We start from the raw sequence: 15,691 nt of genomic DNA on the forward strand, positions 1-15,691 counted from the left end.
GAGGAAAATGAAACACATCAGGTAACGAGAGCTTGCCCCCCAACAAACCGGATTTCTGATTTAATCGCCGCAGAAATCCGGTCGCCGGGTAATACAATCCCCACTAAATTCAAAGGGTCTACTGATGAAATCGTTTGGGCCATTTGGTCAAGCTCTTCGTTTCGTATGGCGCGTAAGGAATCCACCGCATAAGGTAATGCAAATTGCTCACCTAAAAATCCATCCACAAAACGCCCGCCACGAACTTCACCCCGTAACTCAAGCCGCCTCAAGAAAATCAATAAATCACGCCAACGGGGAATATTTTTCTCCCGCGCCAACAAATCACGAAATAGTACACCATAACGCTTCAAAAGCATCCAACAGGCAGATTCGACTCGCTTTTCATGGTCTGCCTGTGCATGCACATGCAATAAAGACCAACGCCCCGTCCCCAGGGGGAACAATGGCCTGTGTCGATGTCGGCTGCTGTGTTTTCGTTTGGTACGCAGCAAGGTGCGCACATTATCAAAACTATCTGCGGTCACCATACCCGCTGCAACCAGTTCCCATAACCCATTTTCTACTTCTACCTTTAAATTTCCAGTACCACGTACAATATCAGCATAAAATGAAGCACCGTATTTTTGTAAAAATTGGTAAATATTACGCGCCGGATGACTTAAGCAGTCTACCTCTTCGATATTATCAACAAGGGCATGGGGAGGCATCCAATCAGCCTCTTCCCGGACAAAAAAAGTGATCGGTGCATTTCGTCCAGGCGATAATCGCCTTGATTTTTTCGAGTCCTCTTCCGCAACCATGATGGAAGGATGAGGCGACACACGCCCCCATCCGACAAGCCCGCTCATGCACAGTTTATCTAGCATCAACGAATCATAACTATGAACACGAGCAGGAAAGACTTCTGATTCCCAAGCATTTGCAGGAAGCTCAAATCCCTGAAGTTGTTTGATTATTTCCAATAAACCGCTCTCGCCTCGCAGCTGATTACCCGCTGAAACATGTTGCCATTGGAGCAACCATGCCATAAATTGCGCCTGGGTAACTGGTTTTATTTGTTTGCGCAACGATTCTGTGGTGTAACGATGGATACGTGCCAATAAACGACGCTCACACCACTCAATTTCACCCTTATGCTCTGCACGAAAATTCCCCCGTAATAGATAACCACTGGCTTCCAATTTTATTAATGCATGTTCGACATCCACTGAAGAAAATTGCAAACACTCCGTGAGTACTTTCTCCGTAACTGGACCTGTATGTGCAAGCCAGCCACGGAGTGCTTTCAAGATTCCTTCCTCCTGTGAACAGGGCTCTTTCTCAATAGCAACCAGTTCATTTGCGAAATATGCCTGGGGAAAAATGTTGCGAAAAGTCATTAATTTTTCTGCAGGGACATAATAATTTTTTCCTCCAGCCGTAGCTAAAACCGCCCTTCCCTGTTGCTGTAATTCAATAAAATATTTTTGCCACATTGGTAAAGTGGATTGATATTCTGACAGGTGTATTGTTTCTGGAAAAACAATCATGGTCTGTAACACATCATGTAATTCATCAGCTGATCGGACATCGGGCCATGCTTGTTCTTGAACCTCGGTAACTACTTTGGGATCCAGCTTACCTACCTCTTCCAACAATGATTCAGGAAGAACCCGGCGCATTTCAACTGCTCGTGATCGGCGCTCCTCCAAAGGAGCATCATCTAAAAATGCATAAGGATTGGCATTTAGAATCTCATGAGAAAATACGGATGGTACCGGAGTATCTACTGCGACACAGGTAATCTCACGGGACTCAATAGCTTTTATCACTTGCAATAAACCATCGATATCCAAAGCTTCTGTAAGAATATCTTTCATTGTCTCTTCAATCAGCGGGTGTTCGGGCAGCACGACATCCCGCCCACCCAAGTTATCTTGACATGCTGCTGCATCTGGAAAGACAGCGGCCAATAAATCATCTGCCAATATTCGTTGAATGTTGGGTGGAATTTTTTTGCCGCCACGAAAGCGTAATAATGAAAGGGAGCGTGAGGCCACAGCTCGAAACCGCATACCTAATAAAGGCGATTGTAATACAGCCTGGGTGACCACTTCTTTTAAGGTGTTCGTGTGTAAAAACCGAAACACATCCGCCAAAGGAAAACTATGCTGTTCAGCCAAAGAGATATTTAACCCATTATCTGTGGCTGCAGCTTGTAATTCAAAGTTAAAGGAACGGCAAAATTTTTTGCGTAAAGCCAATCCCCAAGCCTTATTGATGCGGGCACCAAAAGGGGCATGCAGGATTAATTGCATCCCCCCACTTTCATCAAAAAAACGTTCAGCAATCACAGTTTTTTGCGTCGGAACCGCCCCCAGGATCTGCCGCCCTAAACGTACATACTCCAGCAATTGTTCTGCAGCCGAATTATCCAGTCCACAATGATTCATTAACCACAAAATCGCAGCTTTAATTTCAGGGTAATGCTTGATGTCGACAATTTGCGGGATTTTTTCGGGCAATAATTCACTTATTTTTTCCCGCATCTGCGAGACATGCAGAGAAAGTTCAATACTGCGTGCGGGAGCTTCACCAAGCCAAAAAGGCACACTGGGCGGAGCTCCATGGGCATCCTCAACAAGTACACGCCCATTTTCAATACGCAGAATTTTCCAGGAGTTGGTGCCTAGTAAGAAAATGTCCCCCCGATTACTCTCTACAGCGAAATCCTCATCCAATGTGCCTACCATTGCATTATCAGGCATCGCAATTACAGTAAACAAACCATTATCAGGTATGGCTCCGCCACTGGTAATCGCAGCAAGACGGCTCCCTCGCCGGGCTTTAATGACATGATTCACCTGATCCCTGTGAAGATAAGCTCCATAACGGCCTCGTGATCCTGAAACCCCTTCTGACAGCATAGTAAGAAGTTCATCAAACCGCTCCCAGGTAAGCTGATGATAAGGATAAGCATTTTTAAAATGGCAAAAGAGTTCATTCTCCTCCCAGTCCTGGGTAGCACATGCGGCGACTATTTGTTGCGCTAAAATGTCCAAAGGTTCCTGGGGGATAATTAATTGATCCAGATCACCTTGGCGGATTGCATGAACAAGGGCAGCGCACTCTAACAATTCATCACGGGTGGTGGCAAAAATACGCCCTTTGGAAATTGCTGCATGCCAGTGCCCTGCCCTACCGATACGCTGCAATGCCGTTGCTATAGCACGGGGAGAGCCAATGTGACAAACCAAATCGATGCTTCCTATATCTATTCCCAATTCAAGTGAAGCGGTAGCCACTAATACGCGCAATTCCCCTTTTTTTAATTGGGTTTCTGCTTCTAACCTAAGTTTCCGCGATAAACTTCCATGATGAGCCAAAACCTTATGTTCACCCAGGCGTTGTTCCAAGTGGTGTGCAACCCGTTCCGCCAGTTTTCGGGTATTAACAAAAACTAAAGTAGAGCGGTTTTCCAAGGCGTAGGCAGCAATTTTTTCATATATTTCATCCCACATTTCATTTGAGGCCACAGCGGTTAATTCACTTTCAGGCACCACAACCTGTAAATCCAACTGACGTGCATGGCCTATATTGACTAATTTCACCTGTGTCTTTTTAGCTCCGGTTAAAAAATGCGCCACGGTTTCCAAAGGTTTTTGGGTAGCCGAAAGACCAATGCGGATAAACGGCTTCGGGGTGAGTACCTCTAAACGCTCAAGTGATAAAGCTAAATGTGCCCCGCGTTTGTTATTTGCCAAAGCATGAATTTCATCAACAATCACTGTTTGAATACCCGCAAGATTGATGCGGCTTTTTTCTGCAGTTAATAAAATATAAAAAGATTCCGGTGTGGTAATTAAAATATGCGGCGGCTGTTTGAGCATTTTTTGGCGCTCACTGGCTGGTGTATCCCCAGTTCTAACCGCCACGCGAATTTCAGGTAAAAGGATACCGCGTTCCCTGGCTAACCCGGTAATTTCCTGAAGGGGTAAAAGTAAATTTTTTTGCACGTCATTACTTAATGCTTTGAGGGGAGAAATGTACAATACCTCGGTCTTATCTTGTAAATTTCCATGAATTGCTTGGCGTACCAAGCCATCCAGACATGCCAAAAAAGCAGCCAAAGTTTTTCCAGAACCAGTTGGTGAGGAAATCAAGGTGTCCTGACCTGCGATGATAAAAGGCCATCCTTGTTCCTGTGGTTCGGTGGGCTCACCTATTTTTTGGATAAACCAATCCTGTACGAGCGGATGTGCCCAGGTAAGACTCTGATATTTGGATGAATTCATGAAATTAATGATAAATGGGCAAATTCATTACATAGTATAGGCGATCCTGATTAAGGTATGCAGATCGCCTCACGTCTTTTTAGGGAGAGTTAACCCTTTTGCGCGGTATTAATAAGTAATTGCTGAATTTCTTTGTTTTTAAAAACAACATGCTGATGCAACCCTGCCGCAATTACTGCAGGCGCTAATTCTTGCATTACCTTAAATGCTTCATTTTTTTGCTTTTCTGATGTGTTGGGATGTTCAAAAACATTGATGTTCGCTAAAAAAGCAGCAATTGTTCCTTTCCTGATAGTTTTGCCATGGATTGAAGTGCTATCCTCTCCATCGGCTAAGATATCTTCCGGACGTACCGAATTATAATTCGCCATATTTTATCCTCTTGTCGACATGATTTATTTGTATTTACATTGAGAAGCCCTGTGTTCCTTCCCCATTGACTTCGGCTTCTTACGATTCGGATTGTTGTTCATGTACTGGTACCCACTTTAGCATTGTTTGTTCATTAATAGAACCAAATGGAATTTGCTACCCAATGAAATTTTATTGGTAAACTTTTGCACTAATGGAATATTTTTTAGAAGCATTCTGATCTTTTTTTGGCAATACCTATTGTTTTGCAATCTAGTTGTGCTAAAGTTGCGCCTAGTTTTCTCATTATTTAAAGAAAGTTATCCTTTTTTAATAACGAAAGTAAGGGGTGAAAAAATGGCTTGGGGAGTAGGACTATTTTTCAAAGATACAAAAACGAGTGTAAAGAAAACACTTTCACCGTCAGTGAAACCTGATTTCTATTATACCGTTGAAAAGTTAGTTAATGGGTTAAATTCTGAAAAAAAAGAGAAACATTCTGCTGAAATCACGGAGGCGTTAGAACAGCTTGAAGCTAAGTTAAATGCAGCCACAGAAAATTTCAATCGAAAATATAAAGAAATAAGAGTTTTCCAATATCGAGGCCTCGTTCAAGAGTTTGCCAACGATTGTCACTACGCCATTTGTAAATATCAAACCACTTTAATGGCAGCTCCTGGTATATGCAACAAATTAAAATCCTATATCAATTCACTTTTTGAATATTTTGCATGTGGGAAGATTTTTGATATAGAGTTCAATAAATTGGGTAAAGATGAAGATTTTAGAAATAAAATTGAAAATGCAAAAAATGATATATTGAATGACTACTATTCAACTGCTTCTGATGAGGATGATGAGTGCAGCTGTCTCTCAGGAATATTCCCCTCTTCCTAACAATAAATGGTTGAAAGCGACCCCGGGAATAGAAGGAGCTTACCCGCGGTCTCACTGTATTAAATCAATCACTTTCAATGAAAAATTTCTATATTCTTATTCATAAGTGTTTAATGCTATAGTATGGAACCATAAAAAAATCAAAAGGAATTGTCTTATGTTCAAACTAATTCAAATAGTTAACAATGCTTCACTCAAACCACTCATTTCCTAGGAGCTTGCAATGAGCCGTATGCTTCTCTTCACATCCGGGTTAATTGTCATATGGATAGTAGGTTATTTCCTGATTGTGGGAAGCCATGTCCTTATTCCTTTTGTTATTGCTGTCTTCATCTGGCATATGCTCAATACTATAAGTAACATCATTCAACGCACGCCCAAATACGGCCCCCTTCTCCCCAATTGGCTCAGTATGATTTTTGCATTTGCTGCAGTTGCTTTATTTATCGTCATTTTAATTAATATCATTACAAATAATGTAAATGACGTAATCGCAGCTTCAAACCGCTATCAGGATAATTTAATAACACTCTCTAACGACATTGATAAACGATTTAATATTCAAGTTCTGGCTCATGTTAATAGCATAATCAAATCCCTGAATTTTCAAACCATTTTTGTTAATGTTTATGGTGTATTTACTACCTTAGCAAGCTCAACTGTACTCATTTTGTTGTATGTTGCTTTTTTATTTGTGGAGCAACATTTTTTCCTCAAAAAAATTGATGCCCTGTTTCCTACCCTCGAAGGGCGTCTACTGATGAACAACATCATTAACCATATTGTAAATAATACCCAAACCTATTTGGGCATAAAGTCCATTTTAAGTATCATTACCGGAGTTTTCAGCTGGATTATTATGAAGTGGGTCGGATTGGATTTTGCGGAATTTTGGGCGCTTCTTATTTTTTTCCTCAATTATATTCCCAACATCGGTGCAATAATCGCCATTGCATTTCCTGCCGCACTTGCCATCGTGCAATTTACTGGATGGATTCCTTTTACCGAGATTACAGTAGGTTTGGGAGCAGTACAATTTATCGTCGGCAATTTGATTGAACCACGCTTTTTAAGCAACTCCTTGAATCTTAGTCCATTAGTAATATTAATTGCCTTAGCAGTTTGGGGGGCTATATGGGGAATCTTGGGCATGTTTCTTTCCGTACCCATTACGGTAATGATGATGATTATTTTTGCTCATTTCGAAAAGACCAGGGCAATTGCAATTCTGCTATCCCGGGACGGAGATGTCTTTAAAACATACGAGTTGTTGCCCATGGAGAATTCACCTACACAAGAATGGGTTCAATATTAATTGAACAAGTGAAGACTCAGGAACAAATCCCGGATTAGTTGAGGCTTTGCTAGTCCGGGAGTTATCTAACAATTTCTTACTTTTTGGTTTCCCAAAAGGCGATGTGGGCGCCGGTGGGATCTTTAATAATTGCAAAAAGCCCCATATCCCCTACGTGGGTAACCTCTTTAATTTCCTCAGCGCCGTTTTGCTTTGCTTTTGCCAAAGTATCGGCCGCATTATCCACTAGAATATAAGCCATCCAGTGCGGGGGAATTTCGTTTTGTTGCTTTGTCGGGATCTGCCATATACCCGCAATGTCTTTATCATCGATTTGCACGATAGTATAGGTCATATCACCAGAATGGATTTCTTTAAATTTCCACCCTAACACCTTACTATAAAATTCTTTCGCTTTTTGTACATCTGCAGTAGCTAATTCATTCCAGCAGAATTGTCCCATAGAATGTTGTGACATGGTAATTTCCTTATCAAATGAGTGGAATTTGAATGATAGCTCATAATTTCAAAAGAAACTATGAGCTGAAAAATTTGGTTGATATTATGCTGCAGGTGCGGCATTTTTAATTGATGTTTGAAGTTCCGTAAGATCTGGAAGGATTTTTTCTCGAAAATCATGGAGATTTTTTTCCACTTTGGGCGCAAAAAATCCAGGCTTATAAGAAGTCTCTTCTTGTTTTTTTCCAATTACATTGTAAAGAGGCACTATAATTTCCTTTTGAATCCAATTTATAACCTGCATCAGAGTATCATTTGAGGAAAAGCGGAGTAAGTGCTCCGTAAAGGTGTCTTTAAGGTCATTAACTAAAGTATCGGCGCCTTCTTTCATTCTATGGTGATAAGCGTTTAATTTTTCTTTTGATGTATCCAGATTATCAAAAGATAAAGCAGCTTGAGTATCTTCAATTTCACTTTTTAATCGAATTATGGCTTCGCGATGGTTTCTGAATATTATCTTTAAACTTTTTAATGTTGCAAGCATTGGATCGTCTTCTTCACTTATTGGTACATCTTGCACAGGATCTTTAAAATAAAGTTTCTTTGCCTCATCTGGAAACAATTCTATAATTCTCTCATCTATTTCTTGTTGAATTTTTTCTACTTTCTGAAGCTTATTATTTATCAGGTCATTTTGTTCTTGGAGATGCAAAGTCAATTTATCAAATTCCTGAATTCTGGAAAAAGGACCTTCTGCACGTTCTAATTGTTCGAATAGAAGCTCCACTTCTTTTATTTTATTTTTATCAAAATTAGGTCCAAAAGATTCAGATAGTGTAGTATAGATTCTGTTATACTCATCAACTTGCTTTTTTATTTTTTCATTTACTTGATAAATTTTTCCTTTGTAAGACAATTTATTGGTATCAACAACTTGGAGTATTGCGAATTTATCTAATCTCTCAATGAACTCTTCTTTTTGAGTTTGAATAGCAACAAAATCCATAACTACTTTTTTCTGTTCTTCTAATTGGCTAAATCGAACTTTTAACTGTTGAAATACTTGTGAATTTATTCCTTTTGATGATATGGATTCAGGAGAAAGTTCTTTATCAAATGAGCGGGTTAATTCCAAATAAAGACGATTATATTCCTCAACTGCCTTAGATGTTGATTCATCCAAACCATAGCTACGTTCTTTATAATTTAATATTTTTCCCTGCAAAGTCAGTTGAGGCTGACTTAAAAAATTTCCTTGGATTTCCAAAAGCTCTTCTTTCATTTGTTTTTGGGCTTCAATGAATGCAAAAATATCTTTTTGTTTTGTTTTTAAAGAAGAAAATTTTTCTGTAGTCGCACGGAATGATTTAGAATCTGTTGGGAACTCTTTATTCAATGCTTCAGATAACTCTTGATATAGTTCATTATATTCTTTGACTAATTGATGAGTCGGATCATTTAAAGCATAGGAAAGACCTTTGTATTTAAATTTTCCTTCTTCTAGAATAATTGGTGCATAACTCTTATTGAGTTGAGATTTTATATCTAAAAGATTTATCTTGTTTTTGGCCTGCTCTTTTTCAATCGCTTCCAGATATTGCACAATTTTGGTTTTACTTTCGTGTAACAATTGCAACTCTTGAGAAAAATCAATATATTCAGCGTAGCTTACTTTTTGTTCCCCATTTCGAAAAACTTCATCAATTTTTGCTTTTGCTAAAACATAATTTTTTACATGCTCTCCAACTTCAGAGTCTGAAGGATATGATTTACCATTATAAATAAAAGAATTATCCCTAACATCCAACGTAGGAAAAGTTTGATAAAATTCGTCTTGCAAAATTTTTAATTCTTTACTTGTCTCTCTCACCTCTCTTATCACATAGGAATCATCAGGAGACTTCGATTGAAAACCATAACTCAGTAAATCTTGTAAACGCACTGGCATTTCTGGTTGATTTAAACCTTTAGCAAAATCATACGCCATGGTGCTTTGCAATCTTTCAAAATGTCGAAAAGAGTCACCTCGAAGCCTAGCAGAATTAGTTTGTTTCAATGCATCATAGAGACGAGCTCTTTTGAGGCAGTACTCTAAATCTTCGCCAATGACACCTTTCATTTCTTGTTGATGGGCAGTTATCTTGCTTTGAATATGCTCCACATATTTTCTTTTCTCTTCTAATCGAGCAATCAAATTACTTCGCTCATTTTTCATTTCCTGCCTGGAAGCTATATCATCATCCCATTTCATAGATGATAAAGGGAGTCTAATTTCATAATCTTCTGGGTTAAATTTAAACAAAGAAACAAGACGGCTTCTTTCATCGGTATTTAATTCTGTCTTTAAAATATCCTGAATTAAATCGCCTCTTTCACTCATCGCCCGAGTTGAAGCCATATAGAGCGTGTAATTTACATTCACTAATCGCTCATGAAGTCCTTTAAGTTCCTCAACTTTTTGCTGGATTACGGCATCCTGTTTTGCTATTTCTATTTTATCTTCAATAAGTTTGCAAACTTGATCAAAATTAAATTTTTTCTTATCAAGGATATAGCATTGGTTAGCCACTTCCGTGAATAACTCTTTTGGTATAAAGGCCATCTGTTGTGATTGTTTTTGATACATTTGATCAACATTCTTTTTTAATAGTTTTATTTCCTGAAGCTGCTGCTGTAACAATTCCAAATCTGCTTTCAATAGACCCTTCAACCCTTCATCAAGGTTCTTTTGCTTTTGTTCAATACCATCAGCACGGAGTAATAATGAGGTAAATAACTCATTAAGGGTTGTTTTATTTTGTTGATAATCTTTGAATGAAGGTTGAGAAGGGAATAAATTATTTTCGATAAGATCAAGTTGGGACGCAATGGGGCTTAATTTTAGAATTGCATCACTTATCAATGTATTGTGTTTTTCAAGCAATTGGATACGCTTGTCCCTGTCTTGCTCTCGGAACGAAAATTTATTTAGCTCCAGCTCCTGATCAATTGCTTGCAGTTGTTCCTGCAAACGTGCAAGAATCTTCGTATATTCCTGCATCCAGAGTTTTGCATCTTCATTGATTTCCACACATTGATAGGATTTTTCCTTGGATACTAATTCCCTTTTTAATGCATCTGCTTTTTCTTTTAGGGCTTGTTCAATTTTAAAATTACCTTGGGGCATATCAGTAATATCTACTGCTTCTTTGACTTTCTTAGCACCTCTTTTGCTTATTTTTTTGGAATTAACTTTTTTTCCAATCGTGTGTTTACTCATTGACATATATGCCTCACTTTCTAATGCCATATATTGATTATAAATTAATCACATTAAGCAAATATTACATGTCATTGTAAATTTTCAGTAAACTGGTATCCCAATGGAAGGGGATTGGAGACTAAATCAATAGAATTTGGGGGGGACTATGTTGATAATAAAGGAATTATTATCAACATAGAAAACAGAAAATAATCCATTAAGTTTAAACTCCTCCATTAATCCGTTACTAGCCGCTCCCCTATTAAACCCCCGGTTAAAAACCGTTTTTCAAGGGATCGGATTTTGGCTCTTGTTGTTGTTCCTCTTGTTTTTTCTTTCTCATTTGTTTAAATAAATTTGTCTTATCTACAACTACTGGTCCCTCTGCACTTTTAGTTTGTGTGGGATTGCTAGCGCGTTCTTGCTCCGTTGCTGTGAAAAAGGTAACCGCTTTATTAATGAGCTCTTTACATTGGATCGGGAACAGATTAAGAAAATTCTGGTTGTTTTCTCGTTTTGCTATCTGGCGGGCATTATTTCCATCTTTATCGACTACCTCAGTTTGGACTGCACGTGCTTTGAGTAATTTCATTATTTCCAGTGCTGCCGGGTCGCTTCGTTGGGCCAGTAAATGTAATGCTGTTTCTCCCTTGGTATTTTGAGCATTGATATCTGCACCTTTTTCAATCAGAAACTTAACCATTTGCAAGCTTGTCTCTTGCTCTTCTTGAGAAGAACTAGATTTTGCATAGAGAATCGCTAAATGTAAAGGGGGATAACCGCCACTCATTTTATTAATATTTTCCGCTAACGCTTTCGCGTTAAGTCTTTGATCCCAGATATCAATTTCGCCTCGTTTAATATCTTCATGTAAAGGCGTATCCTCTGTACTGGAGTGCCATTGGTATTTCTCAGTATTTTTTATCGATTTTAATTGAGCTTCCATGGACGCTATATCTTCTTTTACAATCTGAATTAGCCCCATCATTTCTTTTTGTTTTTTCACAATTGTCTGAGATTCGAGAGGCTGTATAATCTTATGCTCTTTTGTATCTTTAGTCTTATACATGGCCTTAACAATTTTATCTGCCTCGATTGCAGCGTTCCTTGTGATCGGCTCCCATTGACTTACGTTTGCGTTTTTCATTTTGAGCGCTAATATTAGGGCCTTATGCTGTGGTAATAATTGCTGTAATACTAATTGCATTTGAGACATTATTTGCAGTGACTTGAGTTGGGCTGAATCCTGTCTATGCGCTTTTTCAGCTAAGGCTTGATAAATTTTCGCTTCTTTAGAGTCGCCGATTTTTTTACCTGCCAGACTCCCAACAACCCCCCTAAGGGAACCACTTTTTTCATGCATAGACTCTGTTGCTAATGTGAGTGCAGATTTATTGTTCCTGTCTTTAATATAGACATCTGCATATTTACAAACTTCTTTTATTGCTTGTTCTTCCTTTTGATTAACTAAAACGTGTAGAAGAGTATTTCCATTTTTGTCTTTAGCATTGGCTAAGCGCGATTTTTCTTGAAAGGGTGCAGCTTTTATTTCTTTTATCAATGCATCCCTTACTCTTTTTTCAGTTAAATCCAGAGAACCAAGTTTTTTTACCTTGCTTTCAAACGCCACCGCCCTTTCTGCTAACCTTTCTCGTTCTAACCTTTCCTCTTCCTCTGCCAATCTTTTTTCGCCATTATCCTCTGCTGATTCCGCATTGGCATCTACTGTCGAAGTTTGCTCTGCCAATTGTGATGTGCCTACTGCCCCCTTAGATGGAGAAGTTATTAACCCTTCTTTTACGAACCTGGCATATATTTCCTTATCCTCTTCAGGTGAAACTTCTGCGAGAAACAGTGTTCCTTTTTCTGTTGCAAAAGTTTGTTTGTCTATCTTTGCTCCAGAAAGAATCAATAAGCGAACTGCACTAAGATGATCATTCTCCAATGCTAATTGCAGTGGCGTCTTACCGTCGGCATTTCCCTTATTGATCGGGTTACTCACAAAAAAATCCCTTGGATTACTCATAAATTGGCTAAAGAAGCTTTTTTCCTGATTGGTTAATTCTCTAATTCGTTGAATATCTCCACTCTTGGCAGCCAGGTGAAAAATATTATTTCCAGCACGATCCTGTTTACTTAAATCAAATTGAGCCCCTTCTTCCTTTAACCTTTGAATAATGACTTCAAAATTGTTTCTTTTCTCTTTTTTATTAGGTTCTTCAGCCTCAGAGTATTTTTTATAGGCCATGAACAACAGATTATTAAATTGATCTGCAGCCTTGGAGTGAGCCTTCCTCTCTCTTAAATCATCTATTAATAAATTCACAAGCACTGTTTTTCCCTGGAAAACAGCCGAATCCAAGGGTGTATGCCCGGAAGCGTTAGGAAGATTCCACTCCAGATTTTTAGTTTTTAAGTCCTTGAGTAGTAGGTCAACTGTCTCAAGATTCCCTTTTGAAACAGCTAAATGCAGTGGAGTATTGCCTTTATTATTTCTAAAATTACTGTCTTTATTCCCCAGGTCAGCCAACAACAAGCCAACCATTTGGGGATTTTCGCTTATCGCAGCAAAATGAAGCGGGGTATTACCGTCTTTATTTTTAGAGTGCCATGCCTCATTTCTGCTTAATAATAAGCGTGCAGCCTCAACTTCCCCTTTATGAGCGGCAAAATGTAAGGCATTATTTCCATTAGAATTAGCGGCATCCAAATGAATACAGTGTTCCCGGATCAATCTAATTTGCTCTAAATTGCCGGTTTGGACACTTGTTTGAAGATGCAGAAGAAATTGCTTGTTTTCTACTTTCCCAAGATCAATACCTTCTACTTGCTTTCCGTGCTCTTTAAGAAGTAGATCTCTTAATGTCCTTTCTTTGTGACTTTCTAATGAGTCTATTTTTTCCTGAATTTCAGCAATCTGCTTATCAAGATTTTCTACAGTGGCTTTTTTTGTTTCTGCCTCAAGCAAGAGTGCATTTTTTTGCTCTGTAAGCTCTGCTATGTGCCTATTCACAGTAACATAGGAAGATTCATCTAAATCATAAAGCTTGGAAGCAAACTCGAAAAGTGAGTTTGACGGATCTTTTGCCACCAATTTTCGCATTTCGCTGTAAGCACTTTTAAGGGAACCAAAATCTGTGACCGGTGTTTCACTGGCAGCAATCCTCTCTCCTGTACTTTTTATTGTTTGCAAGCTAGAACTTAATTCTTTTAAGTTTTTATTCTCACCGACCAGAGTGGCTCGTTCAACTTGCCTTGCTTTTAATCTATCAGCAAAAATGAAGCTGATAATGGGTAAACCATACCAAAAGATAGAAGTACTCAGACTATCTATCCTTTCCTTATTAGCCTTGATATCTGACTGGATATCCTTCTCTTTAGTGTCTATTTCCTTACTTTGTTTTTTAAGAGATGATTTCAAATCTTTCCAGTTTGCACCCTGCTCTTTGTGTAAACTCTCTATCTGTTCAGCAAGAGCTTCGGCATTTTTTTCTTTTTCTTGTTGTTCGCTTTTTGCAGTTTCACCTTCCAGAACTAAACTTTTCTTAGTTTCTCCAGCGTTCTTGATGCTTGAATTGACTTCCTGACGCAAACTCTTTAGCTGCTCTCCTAAAGTCACTAAAGTATTTTGCATCTGGAATTGTTCAGAGAGCTTATGCAATTTATTTGAAAGTCTTGCTATTGTTTGCCTTTTTTCTTCTAAATCCTCCTGCGAGGGGTCAAAAGCGCGTAATTCTTCTTCAAATTGACCCGCAACCTCTTTAAAAGTTGCACTGACATGCTTTAGGCCGGCAAATATTTTTAAAGCCTCGTCTAAAGCATCCGTATTAACCAGCAAATTATTTTCTTTTAAAAAATTAAGCCTTTCATCGTTTTGTGCTTTTATAATTTCTAATTGGGCTAAAGCGCTTTCCTGATCGGAATAAAATTCTCTATATTTTCTTTCAATTTCCTCATATTGTTTATTTAATCCCTTATTCTCTTCCTCTGCCTGCGAACTCAGGAGTGCAACTCGTTGGGAAAATTCTACAATGCGGCGATTGATCTCTTGATATCTGGACTGACTTAATTGCACTGCCTCTGAGCTCTTATTTACCAAGGTTTCGCCTAATTTTTCAAAATTACTTAAATCCTCTCCAGAATATATCTTTTCTGCTTCGTTAAAATATTGGAGGTGGACTTGCTCCTTTTGTTTTTCTGCTGATAAAAATTTTTCAATTTTTTCTAACTCTTCTTCAAGTTCCTGCACTTCTTTACCGTATTTTTTAAGAGTCTTTAAATTGCTTGCGATATCCGCCGGTATTTTTATGTTTCTTATTTCCTTTTCAATTACGCTAATATTAATATTGTTACCCTCAACATGCCCCTGGGCTTCCTCCCCGATTTGCATTGAAACGATGGGACGAGCTAATTTTTCAAGGGCGAGCAGGTGGGTTTCCGAATTGGATTTTTTCAATTCCTTAATCAAAATGAGATAATTTTGCCGTAGAACAGGAGTCTTTTCTAAATCTGAAGGTGAGACTTTTTTTAATTTTTCAATCATTAAATCAATGTAGTCGCCTTCTAAAGATTTGTTTTTTGCCAGCAAAGCCCGAGTAATGAGAACACACGCACTCAGACTCATATTTTTCAAAAGCGTTGATTTGAACTCCGGGGTTTCCTTTAGGTCTATTTGTTGGGACAAATTTTCCCTCATCCGTTGCAGTTGCTTAGTATAAACTGGACTATTATCAACATTCGATTGATAACTTTCCAGGAGGGTTTTTAATTTTTTGCAATCTTCTCTGGAGGGATTGGCAAAGATTAAATAGCTATTCAACAGCTCACCCATGAGCTTTACAACTGCATTGTTTTTATCATCCCCAATTATTCCATTTAGATAAGAGAGGAGGAATTGAATTTCCTCACCTGGTGTTTTAAGTTTAGAGGAGTCCGCAATAACGGCATTAAACTCTTCTCGATTAGAATTATTTAAGACACTTTGAAGTCGTTGTTCTACTAATTTGCTAAACATAAAAATACTCTCTAAAATTGACCCATTCCGGACAATTATTGAACTTGACATACACTAATTATACTCTTTGTTTATTAAGAAAACATTATTAGGAAATTTATGCTGATTTGAGAGATAGCGCCGGAAATTACTAGTCACCTGATGCAAGGTAATGATGC

7 protein-coding genes are annotated in these 15,691 nt (G+C 38.4%); 2 read left to right on the forward strand and 5 right to left on the reverse strand.

Translation table 11 applies throughout. The annotated features are described in order from the left end of the window. Nucleotides 1-17: 17 nt before the first annotated feature. Both KYQ_RS08305 and KYQ_RS08310 read right to left on the reverse strand, forming a co-directional pair. Nucleotides 18-4,277: a DEAD/DEAH box helicase gene (locus tag KYQ_RS08305; RefSeq protein WP_019349849.1), complete on the reverse strand. Its 4,260-nt coding sequence runs from the start codon at nucleotides 4,275-4,277 to the stop codon at nucleotides 18-20. An 89-nt stretch (nucleotides 4,278-4,366) separates the two neighbouring features. After that, entirely contained in the window at nucleotides 4,367-4,648 is a 282-nt protein-coding gene (locus KYQ_RS08310) for a hypothetical protein (RefSeq protein WP_010653033.1), read from the reverse strand. Between the two features lie 337 nt (nucleotides 4,649-4,985). On the opposite strand from KYQ_RS08310, the gene KYQ_RS08315 reads away from it, so the two are divergent. Both KYQ_RS08315 and KYQ_RS08320 read left to right on the forward strand, forming a co-directional pair. After that, the gene (locus tag KYQ_RS08315) at nucleotides 4,986-5,525 is read left to right on the forward strand and encodes a hypothetical protein (protein WP_019349850.1); all 540 of its coding nucleotides are present in this window, start codon (nucleotides 4,986-4,988) and stop codon (nucleotides 5,523-5,525) included. 223 nt (nucleotides 5,526-5,748) lie between these two features. Beyond that, nucleotides 5,749-6,840: an AI-2E family transporter gene (locus tag KYQ_RS08320; RefSeq protein WP_010653031.1), complete on the forward strand. Its 1,092-nt coding sequence runs from the start codon at nucleotides 5,749-5,751 to the stop codon at nucleotides 6,838-6,840. 76 nt (nucleotides 6,841-6,916) lie between these two features. On the opposite strand, the gene KYQ_RS08325 is transcribed toward KYQ_RS08320, so the two are convergent. The 3 genes from KYQ_RS08325 to KYQ_RS08335 form a co-directional block, all read right to left on the reverse strand. Further along, nucleotides 6,917-7,297, reverse strand: a complete 381-nt coding sequence (locus tag KYQ_RS08325) for a VOC family protein (protein ID WP_010653030.1) — start codon at nucleotides 7,295-7,297, stop codon at nucleotides 6,917-6,919. An 84-nt stretch (nucleotides 7,298-7,381) separates the two neighbouring features. Then, a complete protein-coding gene (locus KYQ_RS08330; protein ID WP_231294529.1) occupies nucleotides 7,382-10,567 on the reverse strand; it encodes a hypothetical protein in 3,186 nt (1,061 codons plus the stop codon). Nucleotides 10,568-10,793: 226 nt separating this feature from the next. Beyond that, nucleotides 10,794-15,533, reverse strand: a complete 4,740-nt coding sequence (locus KYQ_RS08335; protein WP_019349851.1) for an ankyrin repeat domain-containing protein — start codon at nucleotides 15,531-15,533, stop codon at nucleotides 10,794-10,796. Nucleotides 15,534-15,691 lie beyond the last annotated feature (158 nt).

The organism is Fluoribacter dumoffii NY 23 (assembly GCF_000236165.1).
Classification (GTDB): domain Bacteria; phylum Pseudomonadota; class Gammaproteobacteria; order Legionellales; family Legionellaceae; genus Legionella; species Legionella dumoffii.